24 protein-coding genes and 1 riboswitch are annotated in these 24,177 nt (G+C 70.4%); of the genes, 8 read left to right on the top strand and 16 right to left on the bottom strand.

Features of this window, described 5'->3' with window-relative positions; translation table 11 throughout:
- The first annotated feature begins 90 nt into the window (after nt 1-90).
- Nucleotides 91-480, top strand: a complete 390-nt coding sequence (locus AC07O4_RS02565) for a DUF427 domain-containing protein (RefSeq protein ID WP_062481469.1) — start codon at nt 91-93, stop codon at nt 478-480.
- 126 nt (nt 481-606) lie between these two features.
- Here AC07O4_RS02565 and AC07O4_RS02560 read toward each other — a convergent pair whose 3' ends face one another.
- From AC07O4_RS02560 to AC07O4_RS02540, 5 genes are all read right to left on the bottom strand, one after another.
- Nucleotides 607-987 carry a helicase SNF2 gene (locus AC07O4_RS02560; protein WP_095947133.1) on the bottom strand — a complete coding sequence of 127 codons (381 nt, stop codon included), beginning with the start codon at nt 985-987 and terminating at the stop codon, nt 607-609.
- Nucleotides 988-1,233: 246 nt separating this feature from the next.
- A complete protein-coding gene (locus AC07O4_RS02555; protein ID WP_495303675.1) occupies nt 1,234-2,043 on the bottom strand; it encodes an APH(3'') family aminoglycoside O-phosphotransferase in 810 nt (269 codons plus the stop codon).
- Between the two features lie 3 nt (nt 2,044-2,046).
- Entirely contained in the window at nt 2,047-2,382 is a 336-nt protein-coding gene (locus tag AC07O4_RS02550; protein ID WP_062481473.1) for an SMR family transporter, read from the bottom strand.
- 114 nt (nt 2,383-2,496) lie between these two features.
- Entirely contained in the window at nt 2,497-3,030 is a 534-nt protein-coding gene (locus AC07O4_RS02545) for a cupin domain-containing protein (protein WP_495303674.1), read from the bottom strand.
- A complete protein-coding gene (locus tag AC07O4_RS02540) occupies nt 3,027-3,770 on the bottom strand; it encodes an NAD-dependent epimerase/dehydratase family protein (protein ID WP_495303673.1) in 744 nt (247 codons plus the stop codon). The genes AC07O4_RS02545 and AC07O4_RS02540 overlap by 4 nt, the downstream gene beginning before the upstream one ends.
- Nucleotides 3,771-3,866: 96 nt before the next feature.
- Here AC07O4_RS02540 and pdxR point away from each other — a divergent pair, with 96 nt between their 5' ends.
- Complete coding sequence (gene pdxR / locus AC07O4_RS02535; protein ID WP_495303672.1) at nt 3,867-5,288, top strand: MocR-like pyridoxine biosynthesis transcription factor PdxR; 1,422 nt, start codon at nt 3,867-3,869, stop codon at nt 5,286-5,288.
- Between the two features lie 3 nt (nt 5,289-5,291).
- Here pdxR and AC07O4_RS02530 read toward each other — a convergent pair whose 3' ends face one another.
- Complete coding sequence (locus AC07O4_RS02530) at nt 5,292-6,104, bottom strand: ankyrin repeat domain-containing protein (RefSeq protein ID WP_495303671.1); 813 nt, start codon at nt 6,102-6,104, stop codon at nt 5,292-5,294.
- A gap of 338 nt (nt 6,105-6,442) precedes the next feature.
- Between AC07O4_RS02530 and AC07O4_RS02525 the strand changes: the two genes are divergently transcribed.
- From AC07O4_RS02525 to AC07O4_RS02505, 5 genes are read left to right on the top strand one after another with little or no spacing between them, the layout of a single operon-like run.
- A complete protein-coding gene (locus AC07O4_RS02525) occupies nt 6,443-7,543 on the top strand; it encodes a GNAT family N-acetyltransferase (RefSeq protein ID WP_495303670.1) in 1,101 nt (366 codons plus the stop codon).
- Entirely contained in the window at nt 7,540-8,391 is an 852-nt protein-coding gene (locus tag AC07O4_RS02520; RefSeq protein WP_495303669.1) for a PA4780 family RIO1-like protein kinase, read from the top strand. Before AC07O4_RS02525 ends, AC07O4_RS02520 begins: the two co-directional genes overlap by 4 nt.
- Nucleotides 8,392-8,413: 22 nt before the next feature.
- Nucleotides 8,414-9,340, top strand: coding sequence for an ABC transporter substrate-binding protein (locus tag AC07O4_RS02515; RefSeq protein WP_495303668.1), 927 nt, complete (start codon nt 8,414-8,416; stop codon nt 9,338-9,340).
- 14 nt (nt 9,341-9,354) lie between these two features.
- Nucleotides 9,355-10,221 carry a GNAT family N-acetyltransferase gene (locus AC07O4_RS02510; protein WP_495303667.1) on the top strand — a complete coding sequence of 289 codons (867 nt, stop codon included), beginning with the start codon at nt 9,355-9,357 and terminating at the stop codon, nt 10,219-10,221.
- Nucleotides 10,218-10,772 (top strand): SET domain-containing protein, encoded by a 555-nt coding sequence (locus AC07O4_RS02505; protein ID WP_307693206.1) that lies wholly within the window; start codon nt 10,218-10,220, stop codon nt 10,770-10,772. The genes AC07O4_RS02510 and AC07O4_RS02505 overlap by 4 nt, the downstream gene beginning before the upstream one ends.
- A 22-nt stretch (nt 10,773-10,794) precedes the next feature.
- Here AC07O4_RS02505 and AC07O4_RS02500 read toward each other — a convergent pair whose 3' ends face one another.
- From AC07O4_RS02500 to AC07O4_RS02455, 10 genes are all read right to left on the bottom strand, one after another.
- Nucleotides 10,795-11,091, bottom strand: coding sequence for a DUF1090 family protein (locus AC07O4_RS02500; RefSeq protein ID WP_495303666.1), 297 nt, complete (start codon nt 11,089-11,091; stop codon nt 10,795-10,797).
- Between the two features lie 90 nt (nt 11,092-11,181).
- Entirely contained in the window at nt 11,182-11,589 is a 408-nt protein-coding gene (locus AC07O4_RS02495) for a RidA family protein (protein ID WP_495303665.1), read from the bottom strand.
- 133 nt (nt 11,590-11,722) lie between these two features.
- Nucleotides 11,723-12,169 carry a vWA domain-containing protein gene (locus AC07O4_RS02490; RefSeq protein ID WP_495303664.1) on the bottom strand — a complete coding sequence of 149 codons (447 nt, stop codon included), beginning with the start codon at nt 12,167-12,169 and terminating at the stop codon, nt 11,723-11,725.
- Nucleotides 12,170-12,360: 191 nt separating this feature from the next.
- A complete protein-coding gene (locus AC07O4_RS02485; RefSeq protein WP_495303663.1) occupies nt 12,361-13,419 on the bottom strand; it encodes a magnesium chelatase ATPase subunit I in 1,059 nt (352 codons plus the stop codon).
- A complete protein-coding gene (cobN, locus tag AC07O4_RS02480) occupies nt 13,416-17,228 on the bottom strand; it encodes a cobaltochelatase subunit CobN (RefSeq protein WP_495303662.1) in 3,813 nt (1,270 codons plus the stop codon). The genes AC07O4_RS02485 and cobN overlap by 4 nt, the downstream gene beginning before the upstream one ends.
- Before the next feature lie 4 nt (nt 17,229-17,232).
- Nucleotides 17,233-18,297 carry a cobalamin biosynthesis protein CobW gene (cobW, locus tag AC07O4_RS02475; protein ID WP_495303661.1) on the bottom strand — a complete coding sequence of 355 codons (1,065 nt, stop codon included), beginning with the start codon at nt 18,295-18,297 and terminating at the stop codon, nt 17,233-17,235.
- 114 nt (nt 18,298-18,411) lie between these two features.
- Nucleotides 18,412-19,089: an energy-coupling factor ABC transporter permease gene (locus tag AC07O4_RS02470; protein ID WP_062480892.1), complete on the bottom strand. Its 678-nt coding sequence runs from the start codon at nt 19,087-19,089 to the stop codon at nt 18,412-18,414.
- Nucleotides 19,090-19,161: 72 nt separating this feature from the next.
- Nucleotides 19,162-20,700, bottom strand: coding sequence for a PepSY domain-containing protein (locus AC07O4_RS02465; RefSeq protein WP_495303660.1), 1,539 nt, complete (start codon nt 20,698-20,700; stop codon nt 19,162-19,164).
- 14 nt (nt 20,701-20,714) lie between these two features.
- Nucleotides 20,715-22,739 (bottom strand): TonB-dependent receptor, encoded by a 2,025-nt coding sequence (locus tag AC07O4_RS02460; RefSeq protein WP_495303659.1) that lies wholly within the window; start codon nt 22,737-22,739, stop codon nt 20,715-20,717.
- 290 nt (nt 22,740-23,029) lie between these two features.
- Nucleotides 23,030-23,312: riboswitch (cobalamin riboswitch) on the bottom strand.
- A gap of 81 nt (nt 23,313-23,393) precedes the next feature.
- Complete coding sequence (locus AC07O4_RS02455) at nt 23,394-23,615, bottom strand: hypothetical protein (protein WP_062480886.1); 222 nt, start codon at nt 23,613-23,615, stop codon at nt 23,394-23,396.
- A gap of 151 nt (nt 23,616-23,766) precedes the next feature.
- Here AC07O4_RS02455 and AC07O4_RS02450 point away from each other — a divergent pair, with 151 nt between their 5' ends.
- A complete protein-coding gene (locus tag AC07O4_RS02450; RefSeq protein WP_070061115.1) occupies nt 23,767-24,174 on the top strand; it encodes a hypothetical protein in 408 nt (135 codons plus the stop codon).
- Nucleotides 24,175-24,177: the final 3 nt, after the last annotated feature.

The following is a 24,177-nucleotide window of genomic DNA, read 5'->3' as shown; positions in this document are numbered from 1 at the left end:
CCGGGAACAGGTGGATTCGCAAGAGACTTCAAATCGTCGCGACAACGCAGCAAGATGCGCATCCGCCGATTCGTCCGAAGGAGCTTGTCCATGTTCGCTACGCCAGAACGCACCGTCAAGATTCCGGGCCCCGACCATGCGATCACCATCACGCCGAATCCGTTGCGCGTGGTGGTGTCGGTGGGAGGCCATGTCATTGCCAGCTCGCGCGAAGCGCTGACCTTGCGTGAATCGCATTTCGGCACGGTGCATTACCTTCCGCGCAAGGACGTGCGCATGTCGCTGCTGGAGCGCACCACGCATGCGACCTACTGCCCGTACAAGGGCGAGTGCGCCTACTACAGCATTCCAGCCGGCGGCGAGCGCTCGGTGAATGCCGTGTGGACCTACGAGTCACCCTATGAATCGGTCGCGCCGATCAAGGACTACGTGGCCTTCTATCCGGACCGCGTGGGCACGATCGAAGAACGCTGCTTCTGACGACCGCTCCACCCCGTTCGTGAAAAAACCGGCCCTTGCTTTCGCAAGGCCGGTTTTTCTTTCCCTGGCCCGCCGACACCCGCCCCGTGGGGCCGAGTGCGCGTGCCTGCCTGTCAGACCGATCGATTACAGCGGCAGTGCTTCGCCGCGTGCGGCGGCACGGGCTTCGGCGCGCACGCTGGCGCGGTCCAGGCCGCTGGCCAGCACCGGGGCCACGCGGGAGGTCACGGCCTCGCTGTAGGGGTTCTCGCTGCGAGCGGCCACCACGGCCTGGGCGCGCACGGCGTCGCGGCTCACGGTCGACACGAACACCTGTGCGGGGCCTGCCTCGGCGCCGGTGGCATAGGGGTCGGCGCTGTGCGCGGCCACGACGGCTTGTGCGGCGACATCGGCGCGGCTGGCGGCCGAGGTCAGGCGATGCACGCCTTCGTAGGTTTCAGCGTGGGCGGCACCGGCGACGGCCATCAGGGCAACAGCAACGGCGGAGAGGATCTTCGAGGCGTTCATGGCGGTTTCCTTCTTCAATTCAGTTCAGTAGTACAAGTGTTTGCTTGGATGGTTTGAACCGGTCTTGGGTGGGTCACCGTCCCTCTTCTTGAAGGGCGGCCAACTCGCTCGGGGCCTGTTCATCCGGATCGGTTTTGGGGGCCGGTCCGTGAGATGAATTGTGCGGCGGGATCTAGGTAAAAACCCGCGGCAAAAAGAACCACGGCGTTCCCGAAAAGGAAACAATGCGGCGCGGCGGCGCCGCCATCACCCCCAGGTCAGCGGGTCGAGCCGAAGATAAAAGTCGAGCCGGCCGTCGTCGGGCGCGTCGATGCCCAACTGCGCGAAGAGCAAGGCATGCGCGGCGCGCGCGTCGGCCGCATCGCGCCAGCTCTCGCGCGCATTGCCCAGCAGCAGCGACAGGTCGACATACCGGTCCGCCGTGCCCAGCCGCCCCACGTCGATGAGGCCCGTGCATTGCAGCGTCTGCGGATCGACCAGGAAGTTCGGCAGGCAGGCATCGCCGTGGCACACGACGCAGTCTTGCGCTTCCTGCGCGAGCCGGTGCTGCAGGTCGGCGTGCAGCCGCGCCAGCAGCAATGGCGGCGACACGTCCTGCTGGTCGGGGTCGAGGAACTCCGGGTTCACCGCGCCGCGTGCGACGACATCGGCGGCGCGGTCGAACATGGATGACAGCGGGCGCGCGAAGGGGCACTCGCCCGCCGAGATCTCGTGCAGCGCGCGCAGGCGCCGCGCCATCGACGGCCAGGCACGCAGCAACTCGGCCGCCGGCAGGTCGCTGGCCGGCACGCCCGGCACCGCGGCCGTGACCAGGCAGGCGCCTTCGGGCGTCGCGCGCCAGTCGAGCACGCGCGCGGAGCCGACGTTGTACGGCGCGAGCCATTCGGTGCGGCGACGCTCTTCGTCGAGCTGCGCGGCGCCCGCACCGAGCGACACCTTCGCGAAGGCCGCGCCGTCGCTGCGGCGGAACACCGCATCGCCCGACTCGCCCTCGCTGGCCGGGGTCCACGTCGTGCCGGCGGGCAACCGGGGCAGCAGCTGTTCGACAGTGCTCATGCCTCAGTGCCCCACCGACTTCGAGAACACGTTGACCACCACCACGCCCGCGATGATCAGCCCCAGCCCGACGATGGCCGGCGCATCGAGCGTCTGGCCGAACCAGAGCCAGCTCACCACCGAGATCAGCACGATGCCCACGCCCGACCAGATCGCATAGGCGATGCCGGTGGGCAGCACGCGCAGCGCGAGCGAGAGAAAGTAGAACGACACGGCGTAGCCCACCACCGTGGCCACGCTGGGCCAGAGCTGGGTGAAGCTGTCCGAGGCCTTGAGGAAGCTGGTCGCGAGCACTTCGACGACGATCGCGACAGCGAGGTATGCATAGGTCAGGGTCATCGCCGGACTCTAATCGCGCGCAGTCCGTGCGGCCCCGGTGGCCTTGCGTGATCCGGGGCCGAAGACGCGTGCGTTTGACGCTCTCTCGAAGCTGTGCGCACAGCACCAGAAGCTTCAGGGCGGCAGCAACAACGGTCCGCAGTTGGTATCGGTGACGAACACCGCCATCAGCTTCGCGGGCTTCACCGGGTCGGGGTTCTCCGCGAACATGTGCAGCGTATTCGGCGGCTCGAAGAAGGTCTCGCCGCTCTTGAAAGTGCCCACCGGGCCGCCGCCCAGTTGCGAGCGGATGGTGCCTTCGACAATGATCGCGGTCACCGAGCCCGGGTGACGGTGCGCGGGCGAATAGGCCAGCGGCGGAAAGTCGACCAGCACCGTCGTCACCGACTTCCCGGGCACATGCGGCAGCGCCTCGCACGACAGCACCTTGACCTGCGTCGCCGGCCGCGCCGTCGCCTCCGAGCCTGCGGGCACGGGGGCGGACGCGAACATCGGCCGCGCCACCGAGCTGCACACGTCGGCGAACCACTGCACGGCCTCCTGCTGGCCGGTGCGCGGCATCAGCGCCCAGCCGGCGGCGAGCACCAGCGACAGCCCCGCGAGGCCCGCGCCGATCGACGGCGTGCGATGCCAGCGTTCGGCCTTCACGACACGACCTCCTGCGACAACCGCAGCGCCGCATGCCACCCCAGTTCGCGTTTTGCCTTCTCGCTGCTGACCTCGGCGCTGTCCTCCGCGATGTTGAAGATGCCGCCGCGCGCATGCCGCATCGCGAGCAGCGCCGCCCAGCCCGCGGCCTCGACATGCACCGGGCTCGCGCCCTTCGGTGCCGCGTTCGCAGTGCCCGGCCCATGCAGCTGCCCATAGCGCAGCACCGTGCCCGTGAGGCCGACGGCACCCAGCACGCTGCGCTCCAGCGCCGCCACGCCGTCGATGCTGATGCGGCGACCGCCTTCAGCCCCGAGGTCGAGCGGGTCGCCCTCGGTGTGCGGCGTCGGCCCGGGCGCATAGGCCCAGGCGATGCTCTGCGCAATCAGCTGCGTCGCACCGGCCGCCAGCGCCGCCGCCACGAGGTTCCGCGTGCCCTCGATGCGCACGCGCGCATTGCGCACCACCGCCTCGGCCATCAGCGCCGGAGCCAGGTCCCGGGGCAGATCGGTGAGCTGGTGGATGACGACCGTGGGCGCGATGCGCACCAGCGCGTCGCGCAAGGCCTGCGCGTCGAACACGTCGACGACGACCGGCGTGGCGCCGCGCGCCTCCAGCGCCGCCGCACGCTCGGCGCGGCGGGTGCCGCCGTACACCGTGTGGCCGGCCTCGAGCAGCAGCGGGATCAGCGCCGAGCCCACGGCCCCGGTCGCGCCCGCCACGAATACCTTCTCGCCCATTGCGTGTCCTTCTTTCCTACTGGCTGCTCGAAGCCACGAGCTTAGGATCGGGATGCACCAGACGAAAGAACCAAGAATCGTCAAAATGAATGGGCCATGATCGAACCGCCAGACAACGCCTTCCCCGGCATCGACCGCTCCACGGCGACCCCGCTGCATCGCCAGGTCTATGAGCGCTTTCGCACGGCGATCGAGCACGGCGTGCTGCGCCCCGGCGACCGCGTGGCCTCGGCGCGCAGCCTGGCCAGCGAGCTGGGCGTGGCGCGCGGCACGGTGGAAGCGGCCTACAGCCAGCTCGCGGGCGAAGGCTATTTCTGCGCGCAGGGACAGGCGGGCACGGTGGTGTCGCCGTCACTGCCGGAGCAGCGGCCGGTGCGCGCGGGTTCGCGTCCCGTCGCGGATGCGCCCGCACTGGCCGGCCCCGCCGTTCCGCCACCGCTGCAACTGGGCATCCCGGCACTCGACGCCTTTCCGCGCAAGCTCTGGGCGCGGCTGATGGCCCGCCGTGCGCGCGCCATGGGCGCGGCCGACCTGTTCTACGGCGACCCCGCAGGCCATGCGCCGCTGCGCGAGGCCATCGCAGCCTACCTGCGGGTGTCGCGCGGCGTGGCCTGCCAGCCGGCGCAGGTCTTCGTCACCGGCGGCTACCGCGCGTCGCTGGCGCTGGTGGCGCGCACGCTGCTCGCCAGGGACGACCGCGTATGGATCGAAGACCCCGGGTACGCGCCCACGCGCAACGTGCTGCACAGCGCCGGCCACCGCGTGGTGCCCGTGCCGGTGGACGACGAAGGCCTGGTGGTCGCGCGCGGCGTGCGCCGCTCGCCGAAGGCGCGCATGGCGGTCGTCACGCCCTCGCACCAGGCGCCGCTGGGGGTGTCGATGTCGCTGGCGCGCCGACTGCAGCTGCTCGACTGGGCCTCGCGTGCGAAGGCCTGGATCGTCGAGGACGACTACGACGGCGAGTACCGCTACGCCGGCGCACCGCTGCCCGCGCTCAAGAGCCTCGACGGACACGACCGCGTGCTGTACGCGGGCAGCTTCTCCAAGGTGCTCTACCCGGGCCTCGCGCTGGGCTACTTGGTGGTGCCCGAATCGCTGCGTGAACGCTTCGAGGACGCGGCGCGCATCGCGTCCAACGGCTGCCCGCAGATCACGCAGGCCACGGTGGCCGACTTCATGCGCGACGGCCATTTCTCGCGCCACCTGAAGAAGATGCGCCTGCTCTACGCGCGCCGCCGCGCCCTGCTGGTCGAGGCCTTGCACAGGGCCTTCGGCGACGGCGTGCGCATCGACCTGCAGGCCGGCGGCATGCACCTGATCGCGCGCTTCGAAGGGCACCGCGACAGCGACGTGGTGCTGGCGCGCCGCGCACAGGCGGCCGGTCTGAACTGCCAGCCACTGACAGCCCGGGACACCACGGCCGTTGAAAGCCAGGGGCTGCTGATGGGCTTCACCAACGTCGCCTCGTCCGCCCAGGTGCGACAGCTCGCAACCCGGCTGCGCGCGGCGTTGGGCTGAGGCTCAGGCGCGCAGATCGACTTCGGGCCGCATCGACGACGCGCCGTTCCAGCGCACCTCGAAGCCCGCGCCGCGGAACTGGCCGACCACCAGTTCGCCGACGCGCTGCATGTCGGCATCGCTGCCTTCGGGCGCGCCCCAGAACGCGAGCGAGAGCTGGCTGGTGCGCTTGGCGCGGTTCTGGTCCTGCCGCGTGTAGAAGCAGAAGCCGTGCACGCCGGCCTTCTTGCCGCCGCGTTCGCGGAACGCTTCGGAGCAATCGGAGAAGCCGTCGGACTGCGTGTCGCCCGCGTCCTGCAGCGCGACCAGGCCCGCCTGCGTCAGCGCGGCGAACACCTCGGCGATGCGTGCCTCGGCGGCGCGCCACTGCGCGGCGCTCATCTTCACCGGGTCGGGCTCGGGCGGGGGCGGTTCGGGCAGCGCGTGGCCGGTGATGCGCGACAACAACTCGGCGACCTCTTCCTCCATCGCGTTCTCCGTGATGTGGTTGCCGTGGCTGTCGCGCACGTCGGGGTTGGCGCCCGCGTCGATGAGCAGTTGCACCGGCTCTGTGGTCGGCGAGAACTCGGCCGCGAGGTACAGCGCGGTGCGGCCGCCGGTGCCGGTGTATTCGAGCGGGCTGCCGGCCTCGAGCAGCAGTTGCAGCACGGCGAGGATCGGTTCGAGCTCGGCTTCGTTCGTACCCGCCGCGGCACATTGCAACGCGGTGAAGCCCTGCTTGTTCACGGCGGCCAGGTCGGCTCCGGCCGCGATGCAGGCGCGCACCGTGTCGACATCGGCTTCGCCCGCCGCGTCGAAGATCTTCTTCGGATTCATGGCATCTCCCTGTTGGTTTTTGGATTCTGCCGCAGGCGCCTTGCACTTCACAGACCGCGCGAACCTCGCTACATTCGACGCCTCGATCAACAAACCGGACTGGAGGTGCGCGATGGAAGACACTGCTATTCACTCTCCCTCCCACGTACGGTTCGTCGGGTCGCATCCGAACTGCTGCTGAAGCGCTTTCCACGCTCCAGGTGCCGCTGAAGGCACCACCAGCCAGCCCGTTCGACCCTCGCGGTGTTCTGCCGCGACACGCCGTCCGATTCAGACAACGCCACGCCGGCACATGAGTGCCGCGCGCGGTCCGTTCCCTTTTCGAATCAAGGCTCACCATGCTTGAAACCCGTGCCGCCGATGCGCGGCAGTTCACGACTTCTTCTTTCGATCCGCAGCGGGCGTCCGCTGAAGAGTGGGCGCAGGCGCTGGCCTACTGGCGCCAGCGCCACGACGAAGACTTTCCGGGCGAGCCGCAGCCCGAGGACGCCCACACCCAGCAGAACGTGTGCCAGCACACGCCGCTGCATGTGGTGCACCACGCCTTCGCGCGGGACGCACAGGGGCGCATCGTCGGCAGCCTCAACATGGGCGTGCGCCGCGAAGGCTCGCCCGACTATGCGACCTTCGCGCCTTTCATCGACGTGTGGGGCGGCGTGCTGCGATCGCACCAGCGCCAGGGCGTGGCCAGCACCTTGCTGCACCGGCTTCTGGCGCTGATGGAGGCGCGTGGCCCCTCCACTGCGACCTTCAAGACCCACTTGCCGGAAGGCCGGGCGTTTCTCGCGACCATCGGCGCGACCGAAAAGCACCGCAGCATCGAGAACCGCATGGCCTTCGCCGGCCTCGACTGGGCGGCGCTCGCACGCTGGCGCGCCGACGCCCTCGCGCCCACGCACGGGCTGCGCCTGGAGATCCACGCAGGCCGCGTGCCCTTCGATCGGCTGGCCACGCTGATGGCGCCGCTGTCCGCGCTGCTCGAAGACGCGCCCACCAGCGCGCTGGAACGCGCGCCCCTGCGCTTCGAGCTCGAAGGCTTCCACGCCTGGTACGCCGAGATCGACCGGCGCGGTGGCGAGCACTTTCTCGTGCTGCTGCGCGATGCCAATGACGAGGTGGCCGCCGTGTGCGACGCCAGCTGGAACCAGCTGTACCCCGACCGCATGTTCCAGCGCCTCACCGGGGTTGCCCGCCATTGGCGCGGCAAGGGACTGGCCAAGGGCGTGAAGGCGATCATGCTGCAGCTCGTGCGCGAACGGCATCCCGAGGTGGTGATCGCCGTCACGCAGAACGCGGAGGTCAATGCGCCCATGCTCGCCATCAACCGCCAGCTGGGCTTTGCCCCACACAGGCATGATGGCGCCTACCAGATCGGCACGGAAAGCCTGAGGGCCTTCCTCTCGACCCGCCCCCTGGCTGTGCCGGAGGCGCGCGCATGAAGACACCCCAAAGATTGCAATCCCTCGTCGACGAAGGGCTGATCGACAGCGTCGTGCGCCAGCTCATGAGCGGCAAGGAGGCCATGGTCTACGTCGTGCGCTGCGGCGAGGAAACGCGCTGCGCCAAGATCTACAAGGAAGCCGACAAGCGCAGCTTCCGCCAGGCCGTCGACTACACCGAGAACCGCCGCGTGAAGAACACCCGCGAGGCGCGCGCCATGGCCAAGGGCACGCGCTTCGGCCGCAAGGTGACCGAAGCCATCTGGCAAAGCGCCGAGGTCGATGCGCTCTACCGCCTGGCCGCTGCCGGCGTGCGCGTGCCCACGCCGCACAACTTCCTCGAAGGCGTGCTGCTCATGGACCTGGTGACCGACGCGAACGGCGACGCCGCCCCGCGCCTGAACGACGTGGCCTTCGCGCCCGACGACGCGCTGCGCCACCACGCGAGCCTGCTCAAGGAAGTGATGCGCATGCTCTGCGCAGGCATCGTGCACGGCGACCTGTCGGAGTTCAACGTGCTGCTGGCCGAAGACGGCCCGGTGATCATCGACCTGCCGCAGGCCGTGGACGCGGCCGGCAACAACCACGCCAAGCGCATGCTGCTGCGCGACGTGGAGAACCTGCGCAACTTCTTCGGGCAGTACGCGCCCGCGCTGCTGAAGACGCACTACGGCGACGAGATCTGGCAGCTCTACGAGCGCGGCCTGCTGCGCCCCGAGACCGAGCTCACGGGCACCTTCGTGCGCGAGACCGGCCCGGTCGACCTCAGCAACGTGCTGCGCGAAGTGGACGACGCACGGGCGGAAGAAGCGGCGCGCCAGCTGCGGATGCAAGCGCCGCGACAATAGCGGGCTGACTCCGCCCGCCCCGATGACTTCCAACGCCCTGCCCCAGCGCCCGCCCTTTTCAACCGCCTTCCGCCACATCGCCCGGGCCGCGGCCTTCGTGGCACTGGGCCTCGGCCCGGCCGCGCACGCGGGCGCCATCCGGCTGGAAGACGACCGCGGCCGCGTGCTCGAGCTGCAGGCGCCCGCCAGGCGCATCGTGTCGCTGATGCCCTCGCTCACCGAGACGGTCTGCGCGCTCGACGCCTGCGACCGGCTCGTGGGCATCGACCGCCACGCCAACTGGCCGGTGGCGGTGAAGGGCCTGCCGCAGGTGGGCGGCATGGACGACGCGAACATCGAGCGCATCGTCGCGCTCAAACCCGACCTCGTGCTGCTGCGCCCGCGCAGCCGCGCCGCCGAGACGCTGGAGCGCCTGGGCATCAAGGTGCTGGCGCTCGACGCCAAGACCCATGCCGACATGCGCCGCGTGATGGAAACCGTGGCCCGCGCCACCGGCAAGCCGGGCGCGGGCGAGGCCTTCTGGCGCACCCTCGATGCCCGGCTGAACGCAGCGCGCGCCCGCGTGCCGCTGAACTGGCAGGGGCGGCGCGTGTACTTCGAGGTGCACGGCGGCGTGGCGGCGGCGAGCGAAAGCTCCTTCATCGGCGAGACCCTCGCGCGCCTGGGCCTGGCCAACGCGGTGCCGGGCTCGCTCGGCCCCTTCCCCCGAATGAACCCCGAGTTCGTGGTGCGCGCCAACCCCGACGTGCTGATGGTCTCGGCCCTGGGCGAAATCTCGGCCATGGCGGGGCGCCCCGGCTGGTCGGCCATGTCGGCCATCCAGCGCGGGCGCGTCTGCAGCTTTGCCTCGGCGCGCTTCGACCTGATGATGCGGCCCGGCCCCCGGCTCGACGAGGCGGCCGACGCCATCGTGAACTGCCTCGCGTCGCTGGACGCGCCGCGCAACTGATCCGCAAGCACGCCATGCATCTCGACATCGTTCCCGCCGCGAACTTCGGCACCGACGAACTCACCGCCCTCTGGAACCGCGCCTACGAGGACTACTTCGTGCCGATCGCATTCGACCGCGCGATGTTCGAGCGGCACGTGCGGCGCGCCCAGGCCGACCTTGGCCTCTCGCGCGTGAGCGTCGTCGACGGCGAGGCCTGCGGCCTCTCGCTCGTCGGCCGGCGCGGGCCGCGCGCCTACCTCGCGGGCTTCGGCATCGCGAGCGCACAGCGCCGCCGGGGGCTGGCGAAGCAGCTCATCGAGGCGCAGCTGCGCGACCTGTCGGCGGCCGGCATCGCGCAAGTGCAGCTCGAAGTCATCGAACAGAACCCGGCGCGGCAGCTCTACCGGCAGGCGGGCTTCATCGAAACCCGCACGCTCGAGGTGCTCGAAGGCAGCTTCGAACCTCGCGCCGATGCAGCTTCGACGGCGCCCGACACCGACGCACTCGCCGCCCTGCATGCGGCCTGCACCGCCGTCTCGCGCCCCACCTGGCGCCGCGAGTGGCCGACCGTGCAAGGCGCGCTCGCGCACGACGGCGCCGTGGCCCTCGGCGGGGCCACGGGCGGCTACGCCATCCTCCTGCCGCCGGCCCTGCCGCTGCACATGCTGCTGGACGCCGCCGCGCCCGATGAAGCCTCGGCCCACGCCTTGCTCGACATGCTCGCGCAGGCCCGCCCCGGTGCGCGCTGGCGGCTGGTCGACGAGCCCGAGGGCAGCGCGCTGCACCGCGCTCTGACCGCACGCGGCGCCACCGTTGTCATACGCCAGATCGAGATGACCGCGACACTCCAGCCCCAGCCCACCTTTTCTTCCGATCCCTCGCGCCCCGTCCGTTCATGAAGTCCCCCAAGCGAACCTCGTCCACCCCTTTCATCCGCGTGGGCCCCAGCGGCGTGCATGGCCTGGGCGCCTTCGCCACGCGCGACCTGCCGGCCGAAGCCTTCCTGGGCCTGTACGAAGGCCGCCGCTACACCAAGCAGGAAGTCGCCTCCAAGCTCTGGGACGACCAGCTCACCTACCTGTTCACGCTGACGACCGGCGAGACCATCGACGGCGCCAAGGGCGGCAACGCCACGCGCCACCTGAACCATTCCTGCGAGCCGAACTGCGAGGCGGTCGAGGAGTACGACGAGGCGGGCGAGATGGTGCTGCGCTTCCAGACGATGGAGGCGGTGGAGGCCGGCGACGAGCTCTTCATCGACTACTCGCTCACGGCCGACGACGGCTCGCCGCCATCGAAGTACCCCTGCCATTGCGGCTCGCCGAACTGCCGCGGGACGATGCTGGCGCCGGTCGAGGCCGTGGCGGAAAAAGACGGGCCGGCCACAGCGGCCGATGTGGCGCCGGCTGCGTCAGACCCGCGCAGGCAACTCAGCGACCTGCCCTGGTGACCTAGCGGCGAGCCGCCAAGGCTCAGGGCGACTCGCTCTTCACGCTGCGCAGTTGCGCCTCCGCGCGTTCGAGCTCGGTGCGCAGCGCGCGGATCTCGCGTTCCAGTTTCTCGATGCGCGCTTCGCGGCTCATCGGCGCCAACGCCTGGCAGCGCAGCTGCAGCGCGCTCAAGGTGTCGGCCAGCTCGCGCCGGCGCAGCATCTGGCCGCGGGAACGGGCCAGGGCCATGTCGCGCTCCAGCACGGCTTCCTGCGCCTTGCATTCTTCGGCACTCAACGGCTGCGCGGCCGCCTCGGTTTGGGCAAAGGCGGCGGGCATGGCCAGGGTCAACGCAAGGGCCAGGAGACGGGGTTTCGGACGCATGCCGTACGGTACCCGAACTGCCTGGCGGAACAGGCCTTCAGCCCTTCAGGCTGCAGCTGTTCTGGCGATGCATTTGATCTCGATCAGCCAGTCCGGGCTGCCGAGCCGCGCCACCTGCACCAGCGTCTGCGACACCTGCGGCTCGCCGCCGAACATCTCGGCGCGCAAGGCGAAGAGCGCCTCGGCCTGGCCGAGGAAGCCGTCGATGTCGGTGACGAACAGGGTTTCGTCCACCACATCGGCCATCGAGGCGCCGAAGGATGCGAGCACGCTGCGCACGTTGGCGTAGGCCTGCCGCACCTGCGCCGCGATGTCGCCGGCGCCGACGGTGCGGCCCTCGTCGTCCACGCTCACCTGGCCCGAAAGATAGATCGTGTCACCGACCTCCACACCGTCGGCAATGATGTGCTTGAACGCGCCTTCGCGCACCACGCGGCGGGGAGTGACGGACATGGGGTTTCCTGGGGTTCGTTGGGAGCGACGCAGTATCGAAGGCGCCGCCTGCAGCGGTACGCCGCGCGGCGGATGCCCCTTCTCGCCCCAAGTCGATCCACGAGCGCCGGGGCGCGCATCGCGATCCTGTGATTCAGGCGCTCAGGTAGCGCGCGTCCCACTGTGCGGCCAGCTGCCGGGCCCGGTGCAGCGGCGTGCGGGCGCGCTCGAAGTCCATCACGCAGGCGACGTCCGCCGCGGCGGGGCGCGCAGGGCTTTCGTTGCTGCGGCCGTCCGTCAGCAGCCAGAGCCAGCGCTGGCGGCTCTCGTGCTTTGCCAGCAGCTGCTGCGCGCGCAGCACGCCGAGCGCCAACGGCGTACCCCCACCGGCCACGATGGGCGCGACCCAGTCGTCGTTCCAGGCGCTGGCGCGGCGCGGCGGCAGGCGCAGCTCGACCACGTCGCCGGCAAAGCACAGCAGCGCCACATGGTCGCGCCGCTGGTAGGCCTCCTGCATCAGCGCGAGCAGCTGGCCCTTGGCGCGCGCGAGCTGGCCGTCGTGGCGCATCGAGGCCGAACAGTCGAGCAGGAAGCAATGCAAGGCACCGCTGCGCGCCTCCTGCGGGCGGTGGCGCAGGTGCGCGGCCTGCAGGCGGTCCGCGCCGCGGGCGACGAGCGTGCGCGGCCAGTCGAACGCGGTGCCGGGCGCGGCGGCGCCGTGCCAGGCGTCCCGTTGCGTGCCCTGCCTCCGGTCACCCTGGCGTGCGCCAGCGGGTGCGGCGTCCCGGAGGCTCAGGCTTTTTTTGGGGCGGCCTGGGAAGCGGAGATCAGCGGGCGCAGCGGCTTCACGCGCTCGATGCCGACGGGCTCGGGCGGCATCGCGCCCCAGTCGCCGTCGCCGGCATCGCGTGCGGGCGCATCGCCCGGGTTGCGGTGAGGTGCGGGGGACGCCATGGGAGGCGCCACCGCCGCATCAGCCGCCGGGTGGCGCCGGTGCAGCAGCACCGCCTCGGCGACGCGCTGCACGTGGTCGTCGGTGATCGATGCCGCGCCTTCCCACGCCGCGAGCGCACGCGCCGAGCGCAGCATCACGAGGTCGGCGCGCAGGCCGTCCACGCCGGCCTCAATGCACAGCGCGCCGACGGCTTCGTGCACCGCATCGCCGTACGGCAGAGCCGCCGCGTCCGCCACGAGGGCGCGCGCACGCACCAGCGCCGCCGCGAGTTCAGCCTCTTCCTTCGCATGCGCCGCGCGAAAGCCATGCGGATCGGCATCGAAGGCCAGCCGCGCACGCACGATGGCCTGGCGCTCGGCCGCGTCCTGCAGGTTGCGCAGCCGCACGCACAGGCCGAAGCGGTCGAGCAGCTGAGGGCGCAGCGTGCCCTCCTCCGGGTTCATGGTGCCCACGAGCACGAAGCGCGCGGCATGACGATGCGAGATGCCGTCGCGCTCCACCACGTTGACGCCGCTGGCCGCCGCGTCGAGCAGCGAGTCGATCAGCGCGTCGGGCAGCAGGTTGATCTCGTCGACGTACAGCACGCCGCCGTGCGCGCGCGCCAGCAGGCCGGGCGCAAACTTGAGTTCGTGGCCGGCCAGCGCCTGCCCGAGGTCGAGCGTGCCCACGAGGCTCTCGAGGCTCGCACCCAGCGGCAGCGTGACGAAGGGCGCGCCGGGCAGCAGCTCGGCGAGTGCGCGCGCGGCCGTGGTCTTGGCGGTGCCGCGCGGGCCTTCGATGAGCACGCCGCCCAGCGCGGGATCGACCGCGGCCAGCAAGAGCGCCTGGCGCAGTTGCGGCTGGCCGGCGATCGCGGCAAAGGGGAACGGCACCGGCATCGGGGCGGCTGTGGTCATCGGGGGCTTCCTTCCATCTGCTGCTCGTGGTCGAGCAGCAGGTTTTCCAATTGGTCCTTGTAGTCGCCGGGCGACTGCCAGAGGCCGCGCTGCATGGCTTCGAGCAGGCGGTTGAGCATGTCCTGCAGCGCGCGCGGATTGTGCGCGTTCACGAAGTCGCGGGTGGCGGCGTCGAGCACGTAGGCGTCGGCCACCATCGCGTACTGGTGGTCGCCCACCACGCGCGCGGTGGCGTCGAAGCCGAAGAGGTAGTCGACCGTGGCGGCCATCTCGAAGGCGCCCTTGTAGCCGTGGCGCTTCACGCCGTCGATCCACTTGGGGTTGACCACGCGCGCGCGGATCACGCGGCTGATTTCTTCCTTCAGCGTGCGCACGCGCGGGGCCTGCGGGTTGCCGTGGTCGCCGTGGTACATGGCAGGCTGCTGCCCGCTCAGGTGGCGCACGGCGGCGGCCATGCCGCCCTGGAACTGGTAGTAGTCGTTGGAGTCGAGCAGGTCGTGCTCGCGGCTGTCCTGGTTCTGCAGCACGACGTTCATGGCGCGCAGCCGGCGCACCAGCGCATCGCCCGCCGGCACGCCGTCGCTGCCCTGGCCGTAGGCATGGGCGCTGCCGCCGACGTAGGCCTTCGACAGGTCGTCGTCGGTCTGCCAGTCGCCATGGTCGAACAGCGGCTGCAGGCCCGAGCCATAGCTGCCGGGCGCAGAACCGAACACGCGCCAGCCGGCCTGCGTGCGTGCCTCGCCGGGTGCCAGGCCCTGCGCTTCGAGCGCGGCGGCCTCGCGCAGGATGCGGGCGCGGATCGGGTTGCGCTCGGCGTCTTCGTCCTCCTGCGCGGCCACGGCCTGCACGGCCGCGTCGAACATCTGCACGGCATTGGGAAAGGCGTCGCGGAAAAAGCCCGAGATGCGCAGCGTGACATCGATGCGCGGACGACCGATGCCGACCGTGGGCAGCACCTCGAAATCGACCACGCGCTGGCTGCCCGGCGCCCACTTGGGCCGCACGCCGATGAGCGCGAAGGCCTGCGCCAGGTCGTCGCCGCCGGTGCGCATGGTGGCCGTGCCCCAGACCGACAGGCCCAGCGCCACGGGGTAGTCGCCATGCTCCTGCAGGTGGCGTTCGACCAGCTGCGCGGCCGACTTGAGCCCGAGCATCCAGGCCGTGGGCGTGGGGATGGCGCGCGTGTCGACGGCGTAGAAGTTGCGCCCGGTCGGCAGCACGTCGGGCCGGCCGCGCGAGGGCGAACCGCTCGGTCCCGGCGGCACGAAGCGGCCTTGCAGTGCGCGCGACAGCTGACGCAGTTCTTCCCCGCCACACGCATCGAGCGCGGGCGCGAGACGGTGCGCGATGCGCCCCATCACGGCGGCGGTGCGCGGCAGTCCGGGCGGACAGCTGTTCGCTTCGAGCAGCTGCTGCGCCAGCAGCTCCAGCCGCTCGCGCGTGTCGCCCTGGTGGCGCCACGCTTCGTCGCTCACGGCCGCCAGCAGCGCGGGCCGCGCGCCCTGCCAGGGCTTCGCCGCGTCGATGTCGAGCGGGTCGAAGGCGTCGCCGGGCAACAGGTCGGCCGCCAACGCGCCGAGCAGCCCGGCGTTCTCGCCTGCGCCGTCGCCGGCCGGAAAGCGCGCGAGCGCGAGCAGCGTGTCACGCCGCAGCCGCGCGCGCGGCGAATCGCCGAACACATGCAGGCCGTCGCGGATCTGGGTTTCTTTCAGCTCGCACAGGTACGCATCGACGCGCGCCAGCACGGCATCGTCTTCCGCACCCGGCAGGCCCAGTTCTTCGACCAGGTGCTGCGCGCGCACGGTCGCGAGGATCTGGGCGCGCAGCACCTTGGCGCGGCGCGCGTCGACCAGCAGGGCGTCGTAGTACTCGTCGACCTGCCGCTCCAGGTCCTGCAGCGGGCCGTGGTTCTCGGCGCGCGTGAGCGGCGGCATCAGGTGGTCGACGATCACGGCCTGCGTGCGGCGCTTGGCCTGCGCGCCCTCGCCGGGGTCGTTGACGATGAAGGGGTACACGTTGGGCAGCGGCCCGAGGATGGCGTCGGGCCAGCAGGTGGCTGACAGCGCGAGGCTCTTGCCCGGCAGCCATTCGAGGTTGCCGTGCTTGCCGACGTGGACGACCGCGTCGATGGCGAACACATCGCGCAGCCAGAAGTAGAACGCGAGGTAGCTGTGCGGCGGCACCAGCTCGGCGTCGTGGTAACTCGCATAGTCGGCCAGGCCCAGCGGTCCCAGCGCACGCGCGGGCTGGATGCCCACGAACACGCGGCCCAGCCGCAGCCCGGCGATCATGAAACGGCCCTGGCGCAGCATCGGGTCGTGCTCGGGCGGGCCCCATTGCGCATCGATGGCGGCGGCCATGCCCTCGGGCAGCGCTGCGAGGCGGACCCGGTAGTCGGCGAGCGCGTAGCTCTGCCACGCAGGCCGCGCGGCCCACTGCGCGGGGTCGTTGGCGATGCCCTCCTGCAGCGTGCGCATCAGCGCGTCGCCGTCCACAGGCAGCGTGTCGAGCGTGTAGCCCTCGGCCTGCATCGTGCGCAGGATGGCCATCACCGAGGCCGGCGTGTCCAGCCCCACGCCGCTGCCGATGCGGCCTTCGCTGCCGGGGTAGTTCGCCAGGATGAGCGCGACGCGCTTCTCGTCGGCGCGCAGGCGGCGCAGGCTGCACCAGCGGCGCGCGAGTTCGGCCACGAAGGCGATGCGGTCGGGCTCGGGCCGGTAGCCGACCACCTCGGTCTGCGTGAGTTCGCAGCGGTGCGACAGGCCCTTGAAGCTCACGGCACGCGTGACGATGCGCCCGTCCATCTCGGGCAGGGCAATCTGCATCGCGATGTCGCGCGGGCGCAGGCCCTGGCTGTCGGCCAGCCAGTCTTCGCGGTTGCCGCCGCTCACGATCACCTGCAGCACGGGGGCGTCGCCGGCCAATGCCATGGGTTCACCGCTCTCGTCCGAAGCGCCCTGCCCCAGCGCGGCGAAGGCGGTGGTGTTGAGCACCAGCTGCACGTCGTGTTCGCTGCACAGGGCGCGCAGTGCGGAGAGGCACAGCGGGTCTTTCAGCGATTCGAGCGCCACGGGCAGCGGGTTCAGTCCTTGCGCATGCAGCGCGGCGGCCAGCGCGTCGAAGGCTTCGGTGTTACCCGACAGCAGGTGCGAGCGATAGAACACCAGTGCCACCACGGGCGCATCCGCATGCCAGCCCGCGCGCAGGTCGTCGATGCCCGCGACCGTGTGCGTCGCGTCCATGCCGCCCGGCACATGCAGCGCCACCTGCGGCAGGCTGCGCGGCGGCAAGGGCGCCTCGCCGTGGCCCAGTCCGTGGAAGGCCACCGCGCGCAGGAACTGCGCCGCGTTGCCCGCACCGCCCGAGCGCAGGTACTGCCACAGCTGCCGGCTCACGCCGCGCGCCGCGGTGCCGCGCGCGAGCAGGTCTTCGTCTTCCTGCAGGTCGCCCGAGAACATCGCGAGCTGCTGGCCCTGGCGCTTCGCAAGCTTCTCGAGTTGCTGCAGCCCATAGGCCCAGGCCGATTCGGCCCCCAGGTGGTCGACCACCACCACGCGCGCATGCCGCAGCACCTCGTCGACGTACAGGTCGAGCGACGCAGGCTGGCGCAGGTGCATGAGATTGGCCAGCCGCAGCGACGGGTAGCCGGGGTCGGTGGCCGCCAGCGCCGTGCGTGCGGCGGCGAGCAGCGCGAGCGTGGTGTCGGCCGAGCTGAGCACCACGATGTCGCCCGGCGTCTGGTCGAGCCGGGTGACGACGCTCGGATCGTCCTCGACGAAGCGGCCGGGCTGGGTGCTCAGCAGGTGCATGCGGTCAGACGGGAACGGCCGCCACGCCTTCCAGTGCCTTGCGCAACGCGCCTTCGTCCAGGTCTTCACCGATGAACACGAGGCGCGTGCGCTGCGCCTCGCCGTCGCGCCAGCGGCGGTCGAAGTGGTGGTCGAAGCGGCGGCCCACGCCCTGCACCAGCAGGCGCATCGGCTTGTTCGGCACGGCGACGAAGCCCTTCACGCGGTAGATGGTGTGTTGCTCGACCAACGTGGTCAGCACGGCGATGAGGCCGTCGCGGTCCACGGGCGGCAGCTCGATCACGAGCGAGTCGAACTCGTCGTGGTCGTGGTCTTCCTCGTGGTCGTGGTGGCTCTCGCGCAGGTGGATGGTGCTTTCGGCGGCACGGCCCTGGCCCAGCAGCAGCGCCAGCGGCAGCTTGCCTTCGGTGGCGCCGACGATCTTCACCTCGGGCGGCAGCTCTTCGCGCACCAGCGCCTCGACCTGCGCGCGCGCGGCGGCGTCCATGAGGTCGGTCTTGTTGAGCACCACGAGGTCGGCGGCCGAGAGCTGGTCTTCGAACAGCTCGTGCAGCGGCGATTCGTGGTCCAGGTTGGGGTCGGCGCGGCGCTGCACGTCGACCTGCGCGGGGTTCGCCGCGAACTGGCCCGAGGCGGCGGCGGGGCCGTCGACCACGGTGACCACCGAATCGACGGTGAAGATGTTCGCGATGTCGGGCCACTGGAAGGCCTGCACCAGCGGCTTGGGCAGCGCCAGGCCCGAGGTCTCGATGAGCACGGCGTCGATCTGGTCGCGGCGCTCTGCCAGCTGCAGCATCACGGGCAAAAATTCTTCCTGCACGGTGCAGCAGACGCAGCCGTTGGCCAGCTCGTACAGCGCGCCTTCGCGCTCGTTGCCCTCGTCGTCGCAGCCGATGCCGCAACCGCGCAGGATGTCGCCGTCGATGCCGAGTTCGCCGAACTCGTTGACCACCACCGCGATGCGGCGGCCCTCGGCATTGCCGAGGATGTGGCGCAGCAGCGTGGTCTTGCCGCTGCCGAGGAAGCCCGTGACGATGGTGACGGGGATCTTGGCGTTGCTTTGTGTCATGGAGTGAATGCTTTCAGGCGCGCAAGGCGCACGGGGAATCGGGCGCGCGGCGCGTGCGTGGCGCACGCGCCGGCGAACGGCACGCCCTCTTCAACGAGGGGCTGCCGGCGCGAATCAGACGGCGCTGTACAGGCGGCGCTCGACCAGGGCCGTGCCCTGCAGGCGGCGCCAGGCCTTGGCCGCGGCCAGCACGCCCAGATCGACCAGCGGCTCGACCAGCACGACGGTCATGTAGGCCGCGCCGAAGCTGGCGATCTGGCCCAGGTTTTCCAGGCCCGTGCCGCGGCCGTAGAGCGCCCAGAAGCCTACCCACACCACGATGCCGCCCTGGTAGGCCACCGACAGCTTGAAGGCCTGCTGGTAGCTGATGTCCACGTAGGCCATGTTCGCGGGAATGATGCGGCGGGCCAGCGCGGCGGTGGCGAACAGCGGCACGAGCAAGGTGGTGACGTTCATGCCGTACTGCGGCAGGTCAGGCGGTGCGAAGAACAGGCTCTGGATGAGCAAGCCGCCGGCCAGGCCGATGGCCGCGGGCGCGAGCCCGAAGAGGAGCATCAGCGTGGTGCCCAAAATCAGGTGCACCTCGGACACGCCCACCGGATGGTGCGGGAACACCTCGAAGAAGCAGAACACGAGCATCACGGTGAAGACCGAGCGCAGCAGCAGGCCGATGGGGCCGTCCTTGCGCAAGGTGTCGAAGGCGACCTTGCCTGTGTAAGCCAGCGCAGCCGCCCCCGTGGCATAGCTGAGGAAGATCTTGGATCCGTCGACGAGTCCGGGTTCGATGTGCATGCGCACCTCCTGAAATGCACCGCAGTGCGAAAGTTGATTGTTGGGGGATGGACTGGCTTGCGCAAGTCCCCGTCATGAAACCCGGGAGCCTTGCAGCCCCCGTTGAACAGGCGAAGGCCCTGGCTTGCGCCGCAGCCGCCGCCAGCCGATCACCACGCCGCTCGCCGAAGCGACGACGCCGATGACCGACAGGAACCACACCACGAAGTCCCAGGCCGGCCGGTACTGGATGAGCCAGGGAAAGTCGAGGCTGTGCGCGGCGTTGAAGAGCCAGCGGCGCAGCCGCGCGTTGCGGTCGTTGCTGCCGGCCACCTGGCCGCTCGTCGGGTCGATGTAGAGCCAGCTGCGCGCGGCGTCGTCGAACTCGAGCCGCCACACGGGCAGCACGCGCGTGCGGTGGTGGCCGTACCAGTGGAAGTCTTCGTGCGTCTGCAAGGTGGCCTGCGTGATCGTCGCGCCGGGACGCAGACGGGCGGCGGCGCGCACGATGTCCTCGCGGGCGATGACGGCTGGTGCGCCGGTGGCGGCATCGACCACCTGCACGCGGGCCTGCGCATCGCGCAGCTGCAGCAGCGGCTTGCCGTCGAACCCCATCAGCAAGACTTCGCGCGGTGCGGCAGCGCCCTCGCCTGCCGGCACCACGGCCGGCGGCCAGGGGAACGGCGATGCACCGGCGCCCGTGTAGCGCGCCATCGCAGCCGCATCGGCGGGCGCGCGCTGGAACCAGCCGTTGGGGTTCATCGAGAGCCAGCCGCTCACGATCCAGGTCAGCACGAAGAAACCGCCGATCAGCCCGGCGATGTGGTGCCAGGCCATCCAGCCGGTGTACGGCGTGACCGCGCCGCTGCGAAAACGCCGCCGCAGCCGGATGCGCAGGATGCCGATGACGATGCCCGTCACGGCCGAGACGATGCACGCGGCCGACAGCCACACGACGACGTCGTGCCACAGCGGCGGATCGGCGCGCAGCGGCGTGAAGTAGATCCAGTGCGGCACGGCGCCCAGCCAGTTCCAGAAGCGCTCGGTGCGCGTGGTGTCGCGCACCACCTCGCCGGTGCGCGAGGACACATACAGCTCGGTGCCCGCCGCGTCGCCGGTTTCGATGCGGTGCAGCGGGCGCAGCGGGTTCAGGCCCTGCGGCACGGTCCACTGGTCGCGCTCCAGCGTCTCGGCCCAGCGTGCGCCGGGCTGTGCGGAGAAGTCGCGGGCGATGGCCTCGGCCTGCGCCGCATCGACCGGGCCGAGCACACGGCCGTCGCGCGCGGACACGACATGCCGCCCGCCGCGTGCATCGACGATGCGCCACACGGGCTGCGCGTCGGCGCCGGCCTGCATCTCCAGCGCCATGCGCCTGGGCTGCTGCGCGCGCACCGCGGGCGGCAACGCATCAAGTGCGGCGGACGGCGTGACCACCGCCTGCGCGAAGCGCACCGGGCCGAGCCCCGCGAGCCGCTCTTCGTCCGTGAGGTTCGGGTACCCCACGTACATCATGACCACGCCCGAGACGAACCACATGACGAACAGCAGGCAGCCGCCGATGCCCAGCCATCGGTGCGTCCAGTACAGCGCCCGCCGCAGCGGGGGCCATGCGCGTTGCCATGTGGTGCTCATGGGGCCGTGCGTGTTCAGAAGGTCACGAACGCCGACAGCTCGAACGAGCGCGGCCGGCCCAGCAACCACTGGTTGCCGCCGTTCGAGAACGAGACCGGGTACTTGCGGTCGGCCAGGTTGAAGGCGCGCAGCGCGAGCTTGAGCGACGGGTTCGCCTGCCAGCTCACGCCCGCGTCGGCCACGGTGTACGAACCGATCTGCCGCGTGTTGGCCGCATCGACCTGCCGCGCGCCGACGTGGCGCACGCCGAGCTCGGCCTCCCACTGCGGCAGGAAGCGCCAGTGCAGCCACAGGTTGGCCGCCACCTGGGGCACGCCGGCCGGTGTGTTGCCCGCACGCGAGACCAGCGACTTGCCGACCGCCTCGTTGAAGTCGTCGTAGCGCGCACGCAGCCGCGCGGCGTTGGCTTCGAGACGCAGCGTGGAAGTGAGCGCCAGGTCGAGCGTGGCCTCGATGCCTTCGGACGACTGCTTGCCGATCTGCTGCACGACGGTCGGGTCGTTCGCGTCGCGCGACAGCAGCTTGGTCTTCTCGATGCGGTAGGCGGCCACGCTCCAGGCGCCGCGGCCCTCGGCCAGCTGGCGCTTGTAGCCGACCTCGACCTGCTTGCCGACGCTGAGCTCGAACGGCACCTGCGTGGCCGAGGTGCTGATGAGCCCGGTGAGCGGATCGGCCGCGCGCGCCACCTGCGCATAGAACGACTGCGCGGCGTCGGGCGCATAGACCACGCCGAGGCGGCCGGTGGCGTACTCGAAGGTCTTGTCCAGGCGCGGGGCGCGGTTCTGCGGGTCGGTGCGCACGATCTTCGCGTGGTCCCAGCGCAGGCTGCCGACCACCGACCAGTGTTCGTTGAAGGCCAGCTTGTCTTCGGAGAAGAAGGCGTAGGTGCGGGTCTTGGTCTTGTAGCGCGGCAGGTAGGGCGTGGGCGAAACGTAGGTGCCGGGGTTGAAGACGAAGGCATCGACCACCGAGCGCCCGCCGTAGGGCGTGTCGCTCGAGTTCAGGAAGTCGATGCGGTTCACATCGAAGCCCACCAGCACCTGGTTCTTCAGGCCGAACAGCGCGTGCTTGAAGGTGGCGTCGGTGCGGTTGCCGATCTGCTCCTGGTCGTGGCCGATCTCCAGGTAGTCGCCGCGCGTCACGCGGTTCGTGGTGGCGCTGTAGGTGTAGGTTTCGCTGTCGCGCCAGTGGCGCTTGCTGTCCAGGCGATAGAGCTGGTTGCGCACGGTGACGGCGTCGTTGGGCGTCCACTGCGCATCGAGGCGGGTCCAGCGGTCGCGGTACTTGACCTCGGCGTCGTCGAGGTTGTAGTTCTGTTCGCGGTTCAGGCTGCTCAGGCGGCCGTTGACGAGCGGCACGCCGAAGTAGCGCTGCGGCGTCTGGCGGCCCTCGTCGTGCGAGAGCGTGAACTGCAACCGCGGCGACACGTCGAGCCGCACGGCGCCGCCCACCGCCAGGCTCTCGGCCTCGCCGCGCCGCATGAAGCCGTCGGTTTTCCGGTGGCTGATGTCGAAGCGGTACGAGAGCATGCCGTTGATCGCCCCGCCGCTGCCGAAGGCGACCTGGCGCGTGGCGTCGGAGCCGACGGTCACGAGCGCCTCGTTGCGAATCGGGCCGCGCGTGGGCTTCTTGGGCACCACGTTGATCGCGCCGCCGATGGCGCCTTCGCCGAACATCACCGAGGCGGCGCCGCGCAGCACCTCGATGCGGTCGGTCGACCAGGTGTCGAACGGGAAGGTGACGGTGCCCGCGCCCACGTACAGGCGCGTGCCGTCGTACAGCTGCATCACCGAGCCATGACCGTTGAAGCCGCGCGCCGACAGCGACGAACCGCCGTTGCCCGGCGCGGGCGAGCCCGTGATGCCCGTGGCGCGGCTCGCGGCCTCGACCACCGACACATCGCCGCGCGCGCGGATCGCGTCGCCAGTGAGCACCTCGATGCTGGCCGGCGTTTCGAGCGGCGTGAGGCCCAGGCGGCTGCCGGTCTGCGTGGGCTCGTCCAGGGCCAGCGGCGTGTGGCGGCTGGCTTCGACCTGCACGGGGGTGAGGCTGGGGCGACCGGCCGTGTCGCCCGACTGGGCGAGAACTGGCCCGCAAGCGAGGCCGAGCCCCAGCGAAAGACCTGAAAGACCCGAAAGGCGCGCCCGTTGCAGGGGCGGGCCCGAGCGATCGCGCGGCGGCGATGCAATGCGATTCATCCGACTTCTCCTCCGGCCCGCGTCCCCGCAGGCTCCTGACCGATCGCGGACGCCGAGGGAGAAGAGACGAGGGGCGGTGCCGTTTCGCGCGAGGGAAAAGCGGCAGGCCCGGACACGCACTCCCGCAGCATCCGAAGGCGGTTGCGAAGGCCGGTATCCGGGCTCGCGGAGTGCGTCGGGATGCAATGCATGCACCTCGGCGCCGAAGCCCTCGCCTTCCCACGCCGAAGCGCAGTGGCTGCCCGGGCGAAGAATCGCCGGGACCTGAGGGTGTCGATGTCCGCTGACCGTTGCGGGGGCAGCGCAGGAATGGAAGGGTCGTTCGAAAAAACGACGCCTCGCACCTGCTTCCCGTTTAACCCCGCCGCCAATCCTGTGACTGGTCGTGCAGGGCACCTTCGAACCGTGGGGTGTTGGACGACACCGGTGTGAACCAATGTTTCCAACCGCCGGGATTATAGGGAGCGCCCTGCGGCAACGCCCTTGCGGGCCCCGTCAGACGGGCTTGCCGTCGGGCCCGAACAGCCGCCGCAGCACCGCCACGCCGGCCACCAGTGCGTTCGAATACGTGGCGTAGGGCTCGTGGGCGGCTTCGAGCGGCACGTACACATGGGTGGAGTCGCCGGGCGAGCCGTCCACGGCCTCCATCAGCACCCAGTAGAACTCCCCTTCTTCCAGTTCGTGGACGGTGAGTGCGATGTCTCTCGGCGAAGGCATGACGATCAGAGAAATGAAACAGGAAATGAACCCGCCTTTGAACGGGCAAGGGGCCGGCGCGGTTGTCAGTACTAGGGCTTCTCCTACAGTGCATGGACGCCGCGCGGCCTAATGTTAGGGGTGGGGAGTTGCATCAGAACAAGGAGTCAGCATGAAACATTTCACGCTTGAACCCAACATGCGCGCCGCCTTCGGTGGCGCGTTCTACCCGACCGGTTACTCCCTGGTGATGTTTCCGAGCGTCGAAGACGCCAGCCGCATCGGCCACGGGCTGATCGCGAAAGGCATCGTGAGCGGCGACGAGGTCTACCTGATACCGGCCGAAACCGTCCTGGCGGAAATCGCGCCGACCGTGCATGCCTCGCACAGTCCCCTGCCCTCCGCCGGCACCGACGGCGACACGGTGCGCGCCTTCATCCAGCTGGCCCACGAAGGCCACACGGGCCTGCTGATCCGCACCAAGGACGGCGCCATCGCCGAGCGCGTGATGGAACTGGTGCGTACCGTGCCCTACTCGATCGCCGAGCGCTATCGCACGCTGGTGATCGAGGACCTTTGAATC

Source organism: Variovorax sp. GW821-FHT09D04 (assembly GCF_059416405.1).
This window is presented reverse-complemented; position numbering and strand designations above follow the sequence as displayed.